Genomic DNA, 16,773 nt, shown 5'->3' with positions numbered 1-16,773 from the left:
CCTTTCAGAGTTCGGGGGCAGCCAGGGCGGCCAGGGCCGGTCGTAATTGTTGGAACTGCGCCTGCAAATCGTCCACCAAGCCGGCCAACTCCGCCTCGGCCCCATGGCCGATGGCTTGGTCCAGTCGGTCGGCCGCCGCGCGCATCGCTTCGGCGCTCACATTGGCGGCGGCGCCCTTGATGGTGTGGGCCTGGCGGCGGGCCCGCTCGCGGTTGCCTTCGTGGACGAAGGTTTCGAGTAACATGATTTGACGGGGCATGTCATCCAGGAAACCCGCAACGACCCGCCGGGCCAGCTCCATATCGCCCATCAAGCGGTCCATCAGCCCCTGTTGATCGAACAGCGCCGTGGACGCATCCGGCGCCTCGGCCGGCGGCCCGGTCGCATCGGTACCGCCCGCGCCCCCCGGAGCGCCGACGAGGCCGGGCAGCCAGCCGGCGATGACCCGCTTCAGCGCTTCGGGGGTGATCGGCTTGGACAGAAAACCGTTCATGCCGGCATCCCGACAGCGCTGTCGATCCGCCGGACCGGCATGGGCGGTCAGGGCCACGATGGGCACATCGACAGGAAACCCCCGGCCCTCGTGGGCCCGGATGCGCCGCGTGGCCGCCGGTCCGTCCATGTCGGGCATCTCCATATCCATCAGCACCAGATCGTAGGGTTGCCGTTCCAGGGCTTGCAGAACCGCATGCCCGTCGACGGCCAGATCGGCGCTCAGGCCCATCTTTTTGAGAATGCCCAAGGTGACCTTTTGGTTGGTGGGATTGTCCTCGGCCACCAGGATGCGGGTGGCCGCCCGGCGCATCTCCCGGATGGCGTGGCGGGTGACGATGGGGGTTCGGGTGGCGGGTTCCGCCCGGTCCGCCAAGGCATAGGTCAAACAATCGAAGATATCCGACGGACGGGCCGGTTTGATCAGGTAGGCGGCGAAACCGGCCGCCTCCATGCGCCGGGCATCCCCGCGCCGCCCCAGGGAGGTCATCATCACCAGGGGCACATCGGCCAGGGCGGCATCGGCCTTGATGGCCCGACCCAGGGCCGCCCCGTCCATGCCGGGCATCTGCATGTCCACGATGGCGGCCTGGAAGGGATCGCCGGCTTCGGCCGCCGCCCGCAACATGCGCAGCGCCGTGGGGCCGTCGGCGGCCGCGGCGCTGCGCACCTGCCAGGCATCGAGCCGGGCGGTCATCACCTCGCGGTTGGTGGCGTTGTCATCCACCAGCAGCACATGGGCACCCTGCAGATCGGCCGTGGGCCAGGCCTTCGGCGTCGCATCGGCCTGCTTGGCCAACCGCACGGTGAACCAGAAGGTGGACCCCCGGCCGGGGTCGCTTTGCACCCCGATGTCGCCCTCCATCAAACCCACCAACTCCTTGGCGATGGCCAGCCCCAGGCCCGTGCCGCCATATTTGCGGGTGGTGCTGCCGTCCTCCTGGGTGAACTTGTCGAACAGCCCCCGGGGGTCCGCCGCGCTGATGCCGATGCCCGTGTCGCGCACCTGGAAACGGACCATCACCGAATCGTCATCCTCATGGGCCACCGCGCCCCGCACGCTCACCTCCCCCTGGTGGGTGAACTTGACCGCATTGCCCGCCAGGTTCACCAGCACCTGGCGCAGGCGTCCGGGATCGCCCCGCAGCAGGACCGGCACATCGGGGGCCAGGTCACAGATGAACTCCAGCTCCTTTTCCTGGGCCCGGGGGGCCATCATGGCGGCGAAATCCTCCAGCAAGGCACACAGATCGAAATCGAGCATCTCCAGATCCATGTGGCCGGCCTCGATCTTGGAAAAATCCAGAATATCGTTGATCAAACGCATCAAGGCCGCGGCGCTGGATTGGATCGTCTCGGCATAGTGCCGCTGCTCGCCGGTCAGATCGGTGTCCAGCAGCAGACCGGTCATGCCGATGACGCCGTTCATGGGAGTGCGGATCTCATGGCTCATGTTGGCCAGAAACTGGCTTTTGGCTTCATTGGCCAGGTTGGCCCGGGCCGCCATCTCCTCGGCATAGGCGGTTTGCCGGGCCAGATGACGGTTGAGCGCCTCGGCCTCCTCCTTGGCTTGTTGCAAAGCCACCTCGGCCGCCTTGCGCTCGGTGATATCGAAATTGACGCCGATCACCCGCTTCGGTTGCTGCCGGTCATCGCGCACCACCGTGGCGGCGCCGGCCAGGTGCCGGACCGCGCCGTCCGGCAAACGCACGCGAAATTCAATTTTGAATTCCTTGCGTCCCGCCAGGGCGGCTTCGAATTCGGCCATGGCCCCGGGCAGGTCCTCGGGCAACACACAGCGGGCCCAATCTTCGAACCGTTGGCCGAAGGCGGCGGGCGCCACGCCGAACAGCTCGTGCATGTGCTCGTCCCAGGTCAAATGGTCCTCCGCCGGGCGGTAATCCCAAATACCGATGCCGGTGCCGCTGGTGGCCAGGGCCAACCGTTCCAGGGCATTGGCCAAGCGCTGCTCGCGCTCCAGCAGGGTTTCCCGGGAGCGCGCCAGTTGCTCCAGGTTGCGGGCGTTGAGGATGGCCAAGGCAAAGGCCGGCAACAGGGTCAGGGCCAGGTTGAGGTAACGTTCCCGGAAGCGGGGTAGCGCCACGCCGTCCACCAGCAGCACGGCCAGCGGTGTTTCGGCTTGGCGCACCTGCACCATGAAGCCGGCATCCGAAGCGGTCCAGTCATGCGGAATTGCCAAGGCGGCCATCCGGTCGACCGTCGCGGCATCGGGCGCTGCATCGGCCGGCCAGGCCACCAGGGTGCCGGGCGCCCCTGCATGCATCGGCAAATAGGCCTGGGCGGCCGGTGCACACAGCATGTCGAACAGTTCGAAAATGGCTGCGGCGATCTCGGTTTCATTCTGCAGGGTGGAAAAGCGCTGCAGCATGTCGAAGACGGTGGCATAATCGGCCGCCGGGGCGGTCATGCGGTCCGGACCGTCCCGGCCATCCATGCGGCGGCAATCCATCACCCAGGTTTTTATCCGCAGGCGCAGCAAATCCAGCCCCACCGGCAGCCGCTCGCAGGGGCGCGCCACGAAGGCCGCCAACTCCTTGAGCTTGGTGCTGCTGTCGGGCCGCAGGCCGGTATCCAGCAGCACCAGCCGGGTGCAGCACTCAGCGAAGAAATCGCGGGCCGTGGCTTGATCGAACCCCCAGGCGGTCAAACGGTCGGGCCAGTCGGCCAACCACCCGGGCGTCAGGAGATAAGCCCCCGCCCCTTGATAGTGGTGCACCAGGTCAGGGGGCAGAAACAGGGCGAAGGCGTCGGGCCCCGCGGCGACCTTGGCCTGCAAGGCCGGCGCCAGATCGCGACAGGCCGCCCGCAGGCAGTCGCCGTTGAGCAGCAGCAGATGATCGAACGCCTCGGCATGGGCGGCCACCACCGGCGTCAGGCGATCCCCCGGGTCATGGGCGCCCCGGCAGGCGCAGGGGAAGGTGACCGTTTGCACCCCCTCCAGCCCTTCGGCCGCCAGCGCCGCCGCCGTCTCCCGGCCCAGCAGGTCGCATACCAGGATACCGAATGCACCGCTCATGGAATCCCCACCGCATTGCCCTTCATGAGGACACCGCCAAGGGATAACGCCCCCATTGCCGCACCGCCTCGGCGACGGCGTCCAGCACCGTTTCCGGCACCTGCCAGGGAATCTCGCCGTGGTTGTCCGACAACACGAAACCACCCCCCGCGCCGGCAGCGGAGATGGCCGCCTTGACCGCCGTCTCGGCCTGCGCCGCGTCCCAGCGGCGCATGGCGATGCCGTTGAGGTTGCCAATCACGGTGAGCCGCCCACGGCAGGTGTCTTTGAGCTCCGCCAGGTCCTCGTCGGCGCTGACCCCCACCGCCCCGGTGCCGGTCAGGGCCACATCGTCCACGATGGACAGACAGCGGCCGGAAGCGAAATGGGTGGCCGTGGGGCCCTTGATCTGCTTCAGGGTGCGGCACGCCACGGGATAGCCGGTTTCCAGGTACAAATCCCGCGGCACGATGGTGGGTGACGACACCGGATCGAAATAGCAGATGGTGGTGGCCCCGGCCCGCAACTGGGCATCGGCCCAGGCCACGCAAAAGGCCTCGTTGACCGCCATCAGGCGGTCGAACAACGTTCGATCGGCGGCCAGCAATTGCAAGTAAGCTTCGAACCCCATCTGCATCACCGGCACGGAAAAGGGGGAGACGACCACGCCGATGATGGGCACCGTATCCCCCACCCGCGCCTTCATGCCGGCGATGGCCGCCAGCACCCGGGTCAAACAGGGATGCTCGTCGATGCGCGGCGGCGCCAGGGCGCGGATCTCCTCGGCCTTGCGAATCGGCGGTTCGCCCGAGTTGGGGGGACCGTCCGGCACGAAAACCACCTCTCCGCCCCAGGCCTCAACCTCCACCGGCGCGTAAAAAAAGCCGAACAGGCAGTCGTGGCCGTACCGGGCCTGCATGCGCACCTGGCCCTCGACCACCGTTTCGGCGGCGGCGAAGTAGTCCCGGATGGAGAGCCCCAGGGCCCGCGCCCCGTGCAGGGCATTGAGCAGGAAAAAAGGCACCCGGTCCGGCTCCTGGTGGGACAAGGCGGTCAACACCCGTTGCATGGCGGTCATGGGTTCACGTTCGCTCATGGCGCACCCCCCGTCAAACGAGCGATGATGGCCGGCGCCGCCGAGGCGCTGCGGCCCATGGCAGTGGCCCCCACCTCTTGCCACAAGGTCTCGTCCAGCCGGAAGGGCGCGCCCCCCACCACAATGGGCAGGCGCCGGCCGGCAGCCGCCAACAGCTCCCGCACCTTGGCCACGCGCAAGGCCGATGCGAGCATCAGCGTGGAAATCATCAACAGATCGACATCCGCCTCCGCCACCACCCGCGCCACCAGCCCGGCCGCATCCAGGCGGCCATAATCCCGCACCGCGTATCCGGCGGCCCGCATCACGGCGTGCACCATGCGCTTGCCCAACAAGTGGTGGTCCTCCAGCACCGCCAGGGCGATCAGCGGCCCCTCCCCCCGTTCACTGGTGGCCGCGGGCAGCAGTTGTTCAACCAGCTCCTCGCAAATCCGGCCGCTCATGTAAACCTGGGAGAGGGCCAAGCCCCCTTGTTCCCAGTGTTGCCCGATCCGCTCCAGGGCCGGCAGCACCAAGCGCTCGATGCGCTGCAAGCCGTTGCCGTCGCCCGCCGGCGCGGTGAGCAGGCGGGTAGCGGTCAGCCGGTCCAGGCGCAGCAATGCCGCCTCGAAGGCCCGCGCCGCCGCATCCGCTTCGATGTCCTGCTGGTTTTCGTTCTCCAACACCATACACCTCCCGGCCCGACACATCCCGGCAACAGGGATTTTCTCCGGGCCACCGCACAGGCCCCGATAAGCGCCTGCACGCAGTTTCGAATTTTCGATTCGATATTTTACATATTATACGCCCCATCGCAACGAAACATTAAGCATAAGGCAACCTGTGTCGATCTCGCTGTGCTTGGCGACCAAAGAATGCCCCATTGCCAGATGCCAAATGTTCGGCAAGACCAAACGCCTTCAAATGCATTGCCTTCATTTACCATAAATGGCAAAATGCAAACGATGCGCACAACAACATTTCCCGACGCAACAGCAACTCTTTGGGAGCATAGTTGATTATGCTGGACAACACCGCCCAACCGCACTTTTCGACCGCAAACCCAACCTGGCAGCTCATTTTGGACGCATCGCCCGTGGGTATTCTGCTTTGCACCGGCGACGGCCGCGTCATTGAAGCCAATGCTTTGGCCGAAGCGCTTTTCGGTCGATCACTGAACGCCACCGACCACACCACCCTGGGAACATTCATCGCCTGCGCCCATTGCCATCCGCCCTCCTCGAATTGCTGTGACATCGACACATGCCCGGCCTGTGTTTTAGCGCAAGCCCTTCGGTGCGCCCTTGAGGAGGAATCGAACGCCTTCAAAAAGGAAGGCGAAGTCTTGCTGGAACGTGCATTTGACATGCCGGCCATCTGGCTGAAATACAGAGCAACGCATATCGTTTTGGATGGTCGCAAGCTGACCATTTTGGCCATCGAGGACATTACCAAACAGAAAATAGCGCAGCGCAATGAGCAGCACGCCCAAAACCTGATGCGCCACATCATCGAGCATGCCAACAGCGCCATCGCCGTGCACGACAAGGATTTGCGCTACCTTCATGTCAGCCGTCAATACCTCGAGGCCTACCGGGTCGAAGAAAAGGACATTCTCGGCAAACACCACTACGAAGTGTTTCCGGATTTGCCGCAGAAGTGGCGCGATATCCACCAAAAAGCATTGGCCGGTGAAACTTCCCGCGCGGAAGCGGATCCCTTTGTACGAACAGACGGTTCGGTGGATTGGACCCGCTGGGAATGCAGGCCGTGGTATGCGGCGGACGGCACCATCGGCGGCATCATCGTCTATACAGAGGTGATCAACGAACAGCGCCGCCTGGCGAAGCAACTGGCAGAAGACGAGCACTACCTGCGCACCATTTTGCAAACGACGGCCGACGGCTTCTGGCTTCTCGACGCGCAGGGCAACTTTCTGGAAGCCAATACCGCCTTCCTCCGCATGAGCGGTTATACGCTCGACGAACTTGTGCAAATGCACGTTTCGGACCTGGATACGGATGAAACGCCCGCTGACACAACCAGGCGTATCCAACGCATCGTTGCCAACGGCTCCGAAAGGTTCAATGCAACCCACCGCAGCAAAGACGGGCGCATGTACGATGTGGAAGTCTCCGTCACCCACCTCGCAGCAAAAGGGGGGCAGCTCATCTGTTTCGGCAGGGATATCAGCGAACGCAAACGCATCGAAGCCGCCTTGCGGGAAAGCGAGGAAAAGTATCGCCGCATCGCAGAGAACAGCGCCGATGTGGTCTGGACCATGGATCTGGACCTGCGCACCACCTATGTCAGCCCTTCCGTTGAACGCCTGTTGGGTGAAACGGTCGAAGCGTTCCTCGGCAAAACGATCGCGGACCAATTGACGCCAGACTCCTTGAAAAAGACTTACGCGGTATTCAGGGAAGAAATGAAAAACGAGCAACGTCCCGAAATTGACAAAAGCAGAACCCGTGTCATTGAAATCGAACACTTCAAAGCGGATGGCGGCACCGTCTGGACCTCAGCCAACGTATCGTTTCTGCGCGATCCCAATGGTGATGTCATCGGCATCCAAGGTGTATCCCGGGACATCACCGAACGCAAAAAGATGGAAGAAAAGTTGCGTGAAAGCGAAATGCAATTTCGCTCCCTGGTCACCAATGCCCCCGACGCCATCTATGTGGAAGACAATACAGGCCGCATCCTGTACGCCAACGAAGCCGCCCTGCGCCTGTTCGGCGCCACATCGCCGGACCAGTTGCTGGGCATATCCATTGACCGACGCTTCCACCCCGACAGCCACGCTACGGTGCGCGAAAACCTGCGACGACTCCACAAGGACAAGTGCAAAGTGCCGCGGCATGAAGCCGTCTGTGTGCGGCGGGACGGCAGCACCGTGGCGGTGGAGCTGTCGGCCGTACCCCTGGTCTACGAAGAACAAGCCTGCGCCCTGACCTTCCTGCAGGACGTCTCGGCGCGCAAACAGATTGAAGCCCGGCTGCGGCAGGCCCAGAAGATGGAAGCCATCGGCTCCCTGGCCGGCGGGATCGCCCACGACTTCAACAACATTCTGTTTCCCATTATCGGATTGTCGGAGATGCTGTTGGACGACATGCCGGCCGGAAGCAGGGAAAGGGGCAATCTGGCGTCCATCCATCAAGCCGGCCAACGGGCCAAGGAGCTGGTCAATCAGATCCTCTCCTTCAGCCGCCAGATGGAAACCCGGAAAACCCCCGTTCGGTTTCAACAGGTGCTCAAGGAGGTGCTCAAGCTGGTGCATGCCACCATCCCGTCCAACATCACCATCCGCCACAATCTGCAGAACGATTGCGGGCCGCTTCTGGCCGACCCGACCAATCTGCACCAGATCGCCATGAATCTGATCACCAATGCCTATCACGCGGTGGAAGCGAACAACGGCAGCATCACCATCGAACTGCGGCAGATCGTCTGTGACCAGGAGGATGCCGATGCGATGGCCCTGCATCCGGGCACCTATGCGCGTCTGACGGTCTCCGACACCGGCCACGGCATTCCGGCGCATGTGGTGTCCAAAATCTTCGACCCCTATTTCACGACCAAACCCCAGGGCAAGGGCACCGGGATGGGGCTGGCGGTCTGCTACGGCATCGTCCAGGAGCATGGCGGCGATATCCGGTTTTACAGTGAAATCGATCAGGGCACCACGTTCAAAGTGTTCCTGCCGATCTTGACCTGCAATCCGGATGTGCAACAGCCGGCGGAAGCCACGGTCCACCCCACCGGTACCGAACGGATCCTGCTGGTGGATGATGAAGCGCCGATCCTGCGCCTGGAAAAGCAGATTCTGGAGCGCTTGGGATATCGCGTGCAGACCCGCACCGGCAGCATCGATGCCCTGGAACATTTCAAATCCGATCCCTTTGCCTACGATCTGGTGATCACCGACATGGCCATGCCCAACATGACCGGCGAACAGCTGGCCCGACATATCATCGCCGTGCGTCCGGGCATGCCCCTGATCCTCTGCACCGGTTTCAGCGAAAGCATGTCGGCCGCCCAAGCGCAGCAGGCAGGGTTCAAGGATTTCCTCATGAAACCGGTGAGCCGCGGCGACCTGGCCCGCAAGGTGCGTGACGTCCTGGACGCAGCAGCGGCAAAAGCGCCCGCCTAATCGGTGACCATCCAAAAATATTGGATTGCGGTTCAGATCACTGGTCTCGGCCAAGCCTTCGGACGAAAGCCACAGCGATTTTGAAATCGACAGCGAAGCTATCCTGCGCAACAGGCGTAGGGGCACGGCATGCCGTGCCCTGGCGATGACGGCGAGGTTTTCAAAAGAACGAGGACGCAGAGATGGGCCGCGATATGCCGTTTCCGGATGACCTTCAATCCGCAGCGCCCTCCTGAACACCCCCGTTGGTCCTCATACGACCTGCATTTCAGGACCCTGCGGCGGTCTTATTGTCTTCTCGGACCGGACGGATTCCTGGACCGCCGGACAGCACCGCATCCCACCACACCTCCCCAATCTTCGCATATCTTACCGTTTTAATTCGTTCTACTCTTTCAACAAATTGCTCATTATGGATTGGCACACAGCTTGCTGTCCCTGCCTTCAGAGAAAAGTGACGTTATCGATCACAAACCGCACAGGAATGCCATGAATGACAAGCCCGTCGCTCTGATTTTCGCACCCAGCCAGGAGGCCGCGGCCCAGGCGATCGCCCGCACCATCGCGGAGGGTGCCCTCGTGAGGCCCGCCGCATTCCACATTTGCAGGCAAGTCGACGAAGTGCGCCAGGCCATTCAGCAGTTGCCGCGCCACCGCTGCCTTGTGATCCTGCTGGCCGGATGTCATCGGGAACTGGACCAAATGGTCGCCATGGCGTCCTGGTTTGAAGATTTTGCCCTGATTCTCATGCAACCCGACTGTGACAAGGCGACTTTCGCCAAGGCGCATCGCCTGCGCCCCCGCTATCTGATGGGCCCTTCCATTGATCTGCGGGAGCTGCAGGCCGTCGTGGCCAACCTGATGACCCATTTGCAAAACGCACACCGAATGCATTCGCAGGAGACCCCTTCGCTGCTCTATCGGCTGCACGGCCTGCCCCGGCGCTTTCTGCGGATCGCGCCCAAGGCGGCCAAAACCGGTGCCGCAACGAAGCCGCCATGCCAACCCACCCAATCACTCGTCAAATAGGAGGAAACCATGTTTAAAAACCTGAAACTGCGCAACAAGCTGCTCCTGGCCTTCGGCGGCGTGGCCCTTATCACCCTGGCCGTCGGCCTGGTGGGGTTCTACGGCGCCAACCAGAGCGACCATGCAATCACCGACATCGGCGAAGTACGGATGCCGGGTATGCAGAGCTTGATGGTGATCAAAGAGAGCGCCGAAAGCGCCCGCGCCACGGCCCGTTCCCTCGCCATCGCAGGCCTGGTGCCCGAAGTCCGCCAACGCCAATACGGCAACTTGACAAGGCTGCGCGAATACTACCAACCGGCCTACGATTTATACGACGGCCTGCCCAAAACCCAGGAAGAGGACCGTGTGTGGCAGCAGTTCGCCCAGGCGTGGAATACCTGGCGCGGCGAAAACACCAAGCTGGTGGAGTTGAGCCGGCAGTTCGATGCCAACGGCATTGCAAACCCCGACGATCTTTCCCGCCAATTGGAGCAGTTTGCCAAGGACCACTATATTGTTGTCACCCGGGTCAGGGATCTTCTGGAAGACCGTCACGCCCACTTCGACGGCGGTGACGACCACACCACCTGCAATGCGGGCCGATACCTGCCGACCTTTCATTCCGACAACCCGGCCCTGATGACCGCCATCCGTGAGGTCGGAACTCCCCATCGCCATTTCCATGAGGCGGTGGGCCGTATCAAGCGACTGATGAATGAAGGCCGTGTTGATGAGGCCCGGGCCACCTACCGCAACACCATGCTGCCGGCCATGCAAGCGGTTTTTGGCGGTTTTGGGGCCATGATCGACATTTCCGAGGACTCGCGTCAATTACAAGAGCAGGTAGTGGCTCAGGCCTTGGGTCCCGTGCTAGAGCGTCAACGCGAGGCAATGAACCTGCTCGACCAATTGGCCGAGATAAATCAAAAGGCCACCGCTCAAGAAGTGGCAGCGGCCCACACCCAAGCCACCTTCATCAAGGGCTTCACCGTTATCGCCCTGCTGGTGGGCGTGGCCGTGGCCATGGGGCTCGGGGTGCTCATTGCCAAGGCCATCACCACCCCCATCATCAAGGCGGTGGACGTGGCGGACAACTTGAGCAAGGGCGATCTGACCGTTGCCATCGAGGTGGACAGCAAGGACGAGACGGGCCAGTTGCTGGCGGCCATGAAGAACATGGTGGACAAGCTGCGGGCCATCGTGGCCGACGTGCAGTCGGCGGCCGACAACGTGGCCTCGGGCAGCCAGGAGCTGAGCTCCAGCAGCGAGGAGATGAGCCAGGGGGCCACCGAGCAGGCCGCATCGGCCGAAGAGGCCTCCTCGTCCATGGAGCAGATGGCGGCCAACATCAAGCAGAACGCCGACAACGCCACCCAGACCGAGAAGATCGCCCTCAAGGCGGCCGATGACGCCCAGAACGGCGGCGAGGCCGTGACCCGCACCGTGGGCGCCATGAAGGACATCGCCCAGAAGATCTCCATCATCGAGGAGATCGCCCGCCAGACCGATCTGCTGGCCCTCAACGCGGCCATCGAGGCGGCCCGCGCCGGCGAGCACGGCAAGGGGTTCGCCGTGGTGGCCTCGGAGGTGCGCAAGCTGGCCGAGCGCAGCCAGACGGCCGCCGGCGAGATCAGCAGTTTGTCGGGCTCCAGCGTGGAAGTGGCCGAAAAGGCCGGCGAGATGCTGGGCCGCATCGTGCCCGACATCCAGAAGACCGCCGAACTGGTCCAGGAGATCAGCGCGGCCAGCAACGAGCAGAACAGCGGCGCCGACCAGGTCAACAAGGCGATCCAGCAGCTCGACCAAGTGATCCAGCAGAACGCCTCGGCCTCCGAGGAGATGGCCTCCACCTCCGAAGAGCTGTCCAGCCAGGCCGAACGGCTGCAGGAAGCGGTGGCCTTCTTCAAGATCGACACCCACGGCGTTGCCGCCACCAAACGGGCCAGGACGAGCGCCGCACGCGCCAAGGCCCCCAAAGCCGATATCGCCCCCCGCATTGCGCAGCCGGCCGTCAAACCGTCGGCCGGCAACGGCAACGGCCACGCCCGCTCCGCGTTTCACCCGGTGCCCGCCGGCGGCATCGACCTGGACATGGGCAAGGGCGACGAGCGCGACGGGGAATTCGAACGCTTCTAACGGCGAAAGGACCGAACGATGGCAGAGCATACGGACAACAAAGCATTGCACCAATACCTGACCTTCCGGTTGGGGGAGGAGATGTTCGCCCTGGATGTCTCCCAGGTGCGCGAGATTCTGGACGTGACCACCATCACCAAGGTGCCCCGCTCGCCAGCCTTCATGCGCGGCGTGATCAACGTGCGCGGCAGCGTGGTGCCGGTGGTGGATTTGCGGCTCAAATTCGACATGGACAAGATCGAACAGACCCTGGACACCCGCATCGTGGTGATGGAGATCGCCCTGGCCGGCGAGGTGACGGTCATCGGCGCCCTGGCCGACGCGGTGCACAACGTGATGGAGATGGCGACCGGCCAGATCGAGGCGGCCCCCAAGATCGGCGCCCGCTGGAACACCGACTTCATCAAGGGCATCGGCAAGCACGACGACCAGTTCATCATCATCCTGGACGTGGATCGCATCTTCTCCGTGGATGAACTGGCCATGGTGCAGGCGCCGGACCAAACGACCCCAAGCGCCGCCGATCAAGCAGCGGCCTGAGTAACGGCGGGGGGACGGCGTTTGGCCGTCCCCCCGCCGCCGAATACCGAACAGCAATATCACGGATCTTCCCATGGCCAATGTACTCATTGTCGAAGACAGTCAACCCACCGCCACGGCCCAGGCCTATTGTCTCTGGGAGTCGGGCCATACCGTGGCCTTCGCCGGGGATGGCGCGACGGCGGTGGCCAAGTTCGGCAGCGAGACCTTCGATGTCGTACTGCTGGACTACGATCTGCCGGACACCACCGGCCTGGAACTCTACCGCAAGCTGCGCAGTATCGACCCCGATGTTTCGGCGGTGATGGTCACCGGTCGGGGTGACGAGCGGTTGGCGGCCAAGATTCTCAAGGAGGGGGCCAAGGACTACCTGACCAAATCGGGCGGCCTGCTGGAAATGTTGCCCGATGTGGTGCAACGGGTCCTGGCGGAGCGCGAGACCCAGCGGCGCCTGGCCGCCCAGGAGGAGGCACTGCGACAGGCCCACCAAGCATTGGAGCATAAGGTCGCCCAGCGCACCGCCGAGCTGCGGCGGATCAACCAGCGACTGGAACAGGAGATCGACTACCGCAGGCGGGTGGAAACGGCCCTGCTGCAAAGCAACCAGGACATGCTCACGCTGTTGGAGAGCGTCAGCGACGGCTTCGTCGCCGTGGACATGCACGGACGCATCACCTACATCAACCGGGCGGCCGGCGAATGGCTGGCATTGGCCCACGACGATGCGATCGACAAAAAGTTCGGCGATGCGTTTCCCTGGGCGGCCGACGCGGGGTTGGACACAACAATAAAAAACGTGTCGGCCACGGGGACGTCGCAAAGCTGCGAAATCGAAATCAACCACAACCATCTGCACGATTGGCTCGAACTGCGCCTCTTTGCGCGACCCGAAGGCGTTGCCATCCAATTGCGCAGCACCACCCAGGCCAAGACGCGGGAGCTGCGCCGCGACAAACAGCGCCGCCTGTTGTCCAGACAGGTCCAGGAGCGCACGGCCGAGTTGGCTGCCGTCAATCGCAGGTTGCAAGATGAAAACGACGAGCGCTTGCAGGCCGAAGCCACCTTGACCCGCACCAACCAGGAACTGGCCCACGCCCTGACCGCTTTGAAACAGTCCCAGACCCGGATCATGCAATCGGAGAAGATGGCCTCGCTGGGCCAACTGGCCGCCGGTGTGGCCCATGAGATCAACAATCCCGCCGGCTTCATCAGCAGCAATCTGCACACCCTGGCCGAATACCATGGCGACCTGCAAGCCTTCACATCGGCCTGTGGCGACCTTCGTGGGTGTCTGCTACAAGCCGATGTCGCAGCTGCATTGCCGCCAAAGGTGCAGCAAAAGCTTGCGGCCACGGTCGATCTGGCCGAGACCCTGGACCTGGCTTACATCATGGAAGACATGGGCGCCCTCATCGCCGAAAGCCGGGAAGGCACCGACCGCATCCGCCGCATCGTCGACGACCTGAAGACCGCAATCCACCCCGGTGACGAAATACCGACGCCGACCGATCTGCATGCAATCCTGGATGCCGCCGTCAACCTGATCCGGCACGACACCCGGGACAGAATCGACATCCAGCAGGACTACGGCGCGCTGCCGGCCCTGAACGCCTACCCCCAAAGGCTGCACCAGGTGTTTCTGAACCTGCTGGTCAACGCGGCCCAGGCCATCGCCGGGCAAGGGATCATCACCATCCGCACCTGTCGCGAAGACGATCAGGCGGTGATCCGCATCGAGGATAGCGGCAGCGGCATCGCTGCCGACCATTTGGCGAAGATCTTCGACCCCTTCTTCACCACCAAGCCGGTGGGCGCCGGCACCGGACTGGGATTGAAGGTGGTCTACGATATCGTGCAGAACCACGGCGGCACCATCGCCGTGGAGAACACCCGCGCCACCGGCACCACCTTTGCCGTGCGCCTGCCCCTGACCGACGACGGCAAGGGCAACCGACCATTGGCAACCAGCAACACGGCAATGAAAACAGTGAAGATTGAAGATGAAACGTGATTTCAGAAAGGGTATCATGGGATTGATCGCCCCCCTCTCCATTCGCCAATGGCTGCAACCGCCGACCGCTATCGGTCGCGGCCTGGATGCGATCCGCCGATGGAGCCGCCGCCGATCATCGGCCGCCGCCCCCACCGACCCACCGTCCGAACCGGCCGCCCCAGCGCCGCTTCCCGAACCGCCGATCGACGCCAAGGCGGCACCGGCACCGGCGCCCTTGCTGGACAACGCCGCCCTCTCGGCCACCCTGCAGGGTTGCGGCAACGAACTGACAGGCCTCTGCGCCCGGACCGAAGGGGACTTTCTCGACCTGGGCGGGCGCTTGCAAACCATCCAGGCCGAAGCGCAGCAGTTGACCGGAACCATCACGGCCGTGCTTTCCGAAGAGCAGGAGCCCTCCATCCAGGGTGCGTTGCGGGACATCGAACAGCATGCCGCCGGTGCCATCGAAGAGATCCAGGCCCGCCGGCGGCGGTTGGCCGACGACCTTGAGGGTCTGGCGGCCATCCAGGCCGACCTGGGGGCTTTGGAGCAGCAGAACCAGCAGTTCAAGCAGGTGGCCAAGAACCTGAAAATGGTGGGCCTGACCATCAGCATCGAAAGTGCCCGCAGCCAGGCGGCCAGTGCCGCTTTCCAGGCCCTGGCCGAAGAGATTACCCAACTGGCCCGCACGGTCCACACGGCGGTGGGGGCCATCGGGACGGACACCCAGGCGGCGCGCCACGCCCTGGACGCGGTGCATGCCGACATCGGCGCCCGCATGACCCAATTGGAAGAACTGATGGACGATGCCCGCACGGCTGTGCAGACCGCCCTGGCGCAGGTAGCGCGATTCATGGAGCTGAGCATGGCGGCGCTGGATCGCATCGGCGATCAGTCCCGGCAGATCGACCGGCAGGTGGGCCAACTGGTGGTGGCCGTGCAGATCCACGACAACATCTCCCAGCGGGCCGCCCACATCCAGGAAGCCCTGGACGAGGCACTGGAAATCATCGCCACGGCCGCGCAGGTCCCTCTCCCGCATTCGGCCCAGCAGGCGATCCTGGGGCGGGTCTACGGCATCAACCGCCTGCAGATGGCCCAGTTGCAGACCATCACCGAAGATCTGAACGGCGTACGCCGGCAAAGTGCCGATGCCCTGGAACGATTGCAGTCGGCGGTCGCGTCGGTGACCCGCGCCGAAGCCCTGGACACCCTGGTCATCGACGGCGCCTGCCCTGCGGCCGGCACCCGCGGCCACCACCCGGTGACCGTGCTGACCCGCCAACTGGAACGCCTGATCGCCCTGTTCGACGAGGGCCGGGACCACCTCCGACGCCTGGCCGCGGCCAGGGAGCAAACCGGGCGCACCATGGCCCGTATGAACGAACACATCGACCAGGTACGGGACATCAATTTCGAAATCCGCCTCAAGGCCTTAAACGCCGTCATCCGCTCTTCGCGACTGGGGGACGCCGGACGCGCCATCGCCGCCATCGTCAACGAAATGAAGGACCTGGCCGAACAGTCCAACACCACCATCGGCGCAGTCAGCGGCATCATGGAGCGCATCGCGCGCTGCGCCGGCGGAATGGACGAAAAACAAGACGACCAAGGGGCGCAAGAGAGCGCCGGCAGCCGGCTGCATCAGGGCATCGCCGCCTTCTCCACGGCCTGCACCCTGTTCAAGGAGCACTCGGGCCGATCCCTGGAAACGGGGTTGCTACTGGAAACGCGCATCCAGGAGAGTCGTGAACGCCTTGGTTTCTTCGATGCCCTGTGCGGGGGATGCCGCGATCAAATGGCCGTCCTGGAAGCGGTCAAAGCACAACTGCAACCGTTCGCCGACGCCGCCCCCGACGACTGGCAGGCCGAAGAACAACGCATCATGGCGCGCTACACCATGGACCGCGAACGTCAGGCCCACCTGGGCGCGGCCGCCCCCCCTGCCGCGGCGCAGAATAGCGCACCGACCGAGGCCATGGCGGAGACGGCGGCGGATGACTTCGATGACAACGTGGAACTGTTCTGATGGCCAACGCAAAGGAGACCCCATGCCCCTAGAAATCCAAACCATCGATGGCTGTCAAACCGTTTGCCTGACCGGGGCGCTGACCGTCTGGGAAGCCGCCGACACCTGGTGCGCTCTGTTGCCCCTGCTCAACAGCGCCGGCCCGTTGACCGTGGACCTGGGGGCGGTGGAACAGTGCGACGGCGCCGGCTTGCAGATCGTGTGTCAACTCCTCAAGGCGGCCGACGCGCCGGAGCGCAGCATTGCCCTGAGCGCCCCTTCGGACCCTTTGCGAGCGATCCTGGAACGCGCCGGCATCACGGCCTCCTTCACGGAAAAGGTGTAGCAT

Annotated in this window: 10 protein-coding genes; 7 read left to right on the top strand and 3 right to left on the bottom strand. The window is 63.7% G+C overall.

Going from position 1 to position 16,773, the window contains the following annotated elements; translation table 11 throughout:
• Positions 1-4 precede the first annotated feature (4 nt).
• The 3 genes from MRX98_RS07270 to MRX98_RS07260 are packed head-to-tail and all read right to left on the bottom strand — an operon-like array spanning position 5 to position 5,272.
• Positions 5-3,529, bottom strand: coding sequence for a response regulator (locus MRX98_RS07270; RefSeq protein ID WP_246904560.1), 3,525 nt, complete (start codon positions 3,527-3,529; stop codon positions 5-7).
• Between the two features lie 22 nt (positions 3,530-3,551).
• Positions 3,552-4,604, bottom strand: coding sequence for a uroporphyrinogen decarboxylase family protein (locus MRX98_RS07265; RefSeq protein ID WP_246904556.1), 1,053 nt, complete (start codon positions 4,602-4,604; stop codon positions 3,552-3,554).
• The gene (locus MRX98_RS07260) at positions 4,601-5,272 is read right to left on the bottom strand and encodes a cobalamin B12-binding domain-containing protein (protein ID WP_246904553.1); all 672 of its coding nucleotides are present in this window, start codon (positions 5,270-5,272) and stop codon (positions 4,601-4,603) included. The genes MRX98_RS07265 and MRX98_RS07260 overlap by 4 nt, the downstream gene beginning before the upstream one ends.
• 332 nt (positions 5,273-5,604) lie before the next feature.
• Between MRX98_RS07260 and MRX98_RS07255 the strand changes: the two genes are divergently transcribed.
• The 7 genes from MRX98_RS07255 to MRX98_RS07225 all read left to right on the top strand — a co-directional run bounded on the left by MRX98_RS07255 (position 5,605) and on the right by MRX98_RS07225 (position 16,770).
• On the top strand, positions 5,605-8,736 hold the full coding sequence (locus MRX98_RS07255) for a hybrid sensor histidine kinase/response regulator (RefSeq protein WP_246904520.1): 3,132 nt from the start codon (positions 5,605-5,607) through the stop codon (positions 8,734-8,736).
• Positions 8,737-9,225: 489 nt separating this feature from the next.
• Positions 9,226-9,765, top strand: a complete 540-nt coding sequence (locus MRX98_RS07250) for a hypothetical protein (RefSeq protein ID WP_246904518.1) — start codon at positions 9,226-9,228, stop codon at positions 9,763-9,765.
• A gap of 9 nt (positions 9,766-9,774) precedes the next feature.
• The gene (locus tag MRX98_RS07245) at positions 9,775-11,883 is read left to right on the top strand and encodes a methyl-accepting chemotaxis protein (protein WP_246904515.1); all 2,109 of its coding nucleotides are present in this window, start codon (positions 9,775-9,777) and stop codon (positions 11,881-11,883) included.
• Positions 11,884-11,901: 18 nt separating this feature from the next.
• On the top strand, positions 11,902-12,423 hold the full coding sequence (locus MRX98_RS07240) for a chemotaxis protein CheW (RefSeq protein ID WP_246904512.1): 522 nt from the start codon (positions 11,902-11,904) through the stop codon (positions 12,421-12,423).
• Between the two features lie 73 nt (positions 12,424-12,496).
• Positions 12,497-14,434 (top strand): ATP-binding protein, encoded by a 1,938-nt coding sequence (locus MRX98_RS07235; RefSeq protein WP_246904509.1) that lies wholly within the window; start codon positions 12,497-12,499, stop codon positions 14,432-14,434.
• On the top strand, positions 14,424-16,445 hold the full coding sequence (locus MRX98_RS07230; RefSeq protein ID WP_246904507.1) for a coiled-coil domain-containing protein: 2,022 nt from the start codon (positions 14,424-14,426) through the stop codon (positions 16,443-16,445). Before MRX98_RS07235 ends, MRX98_RS07230 begins: the two co-directional genes overlap by 11 nt.
• 22 nt (positions 16,446-16,467) lie before the next feature.
• On the top strand, positions 16,468-16,770 hold the full coding sequence (locus MRX98_RS07225) for an STAS domain-containing protein (RefSeq protein ID WP_246904503.1): 303 nt from the start codon (positions 16,468-16,470) through the stop codon (positions 16,768-16,770).
• Positions 16,771-16,773: the final 3 nt, after the last annotated feature.

Origin of the sequence: Desulfatitalea alkaliphila (assembly GCF_022968795.1) — a bacterium.
Classification (GTDB): domain Bacteria; phylum Desulfobacterota; class Desulfobacteria; order Desulfobacterales; family Desulfosarcinaceae; genus Desulfatitalea; species Desulfatitalea alkaliphila.
Note: the sequence above shows the minus strand (reverse complement) of the source record. Positions and strands in the feature narration are given on the sequence as shown.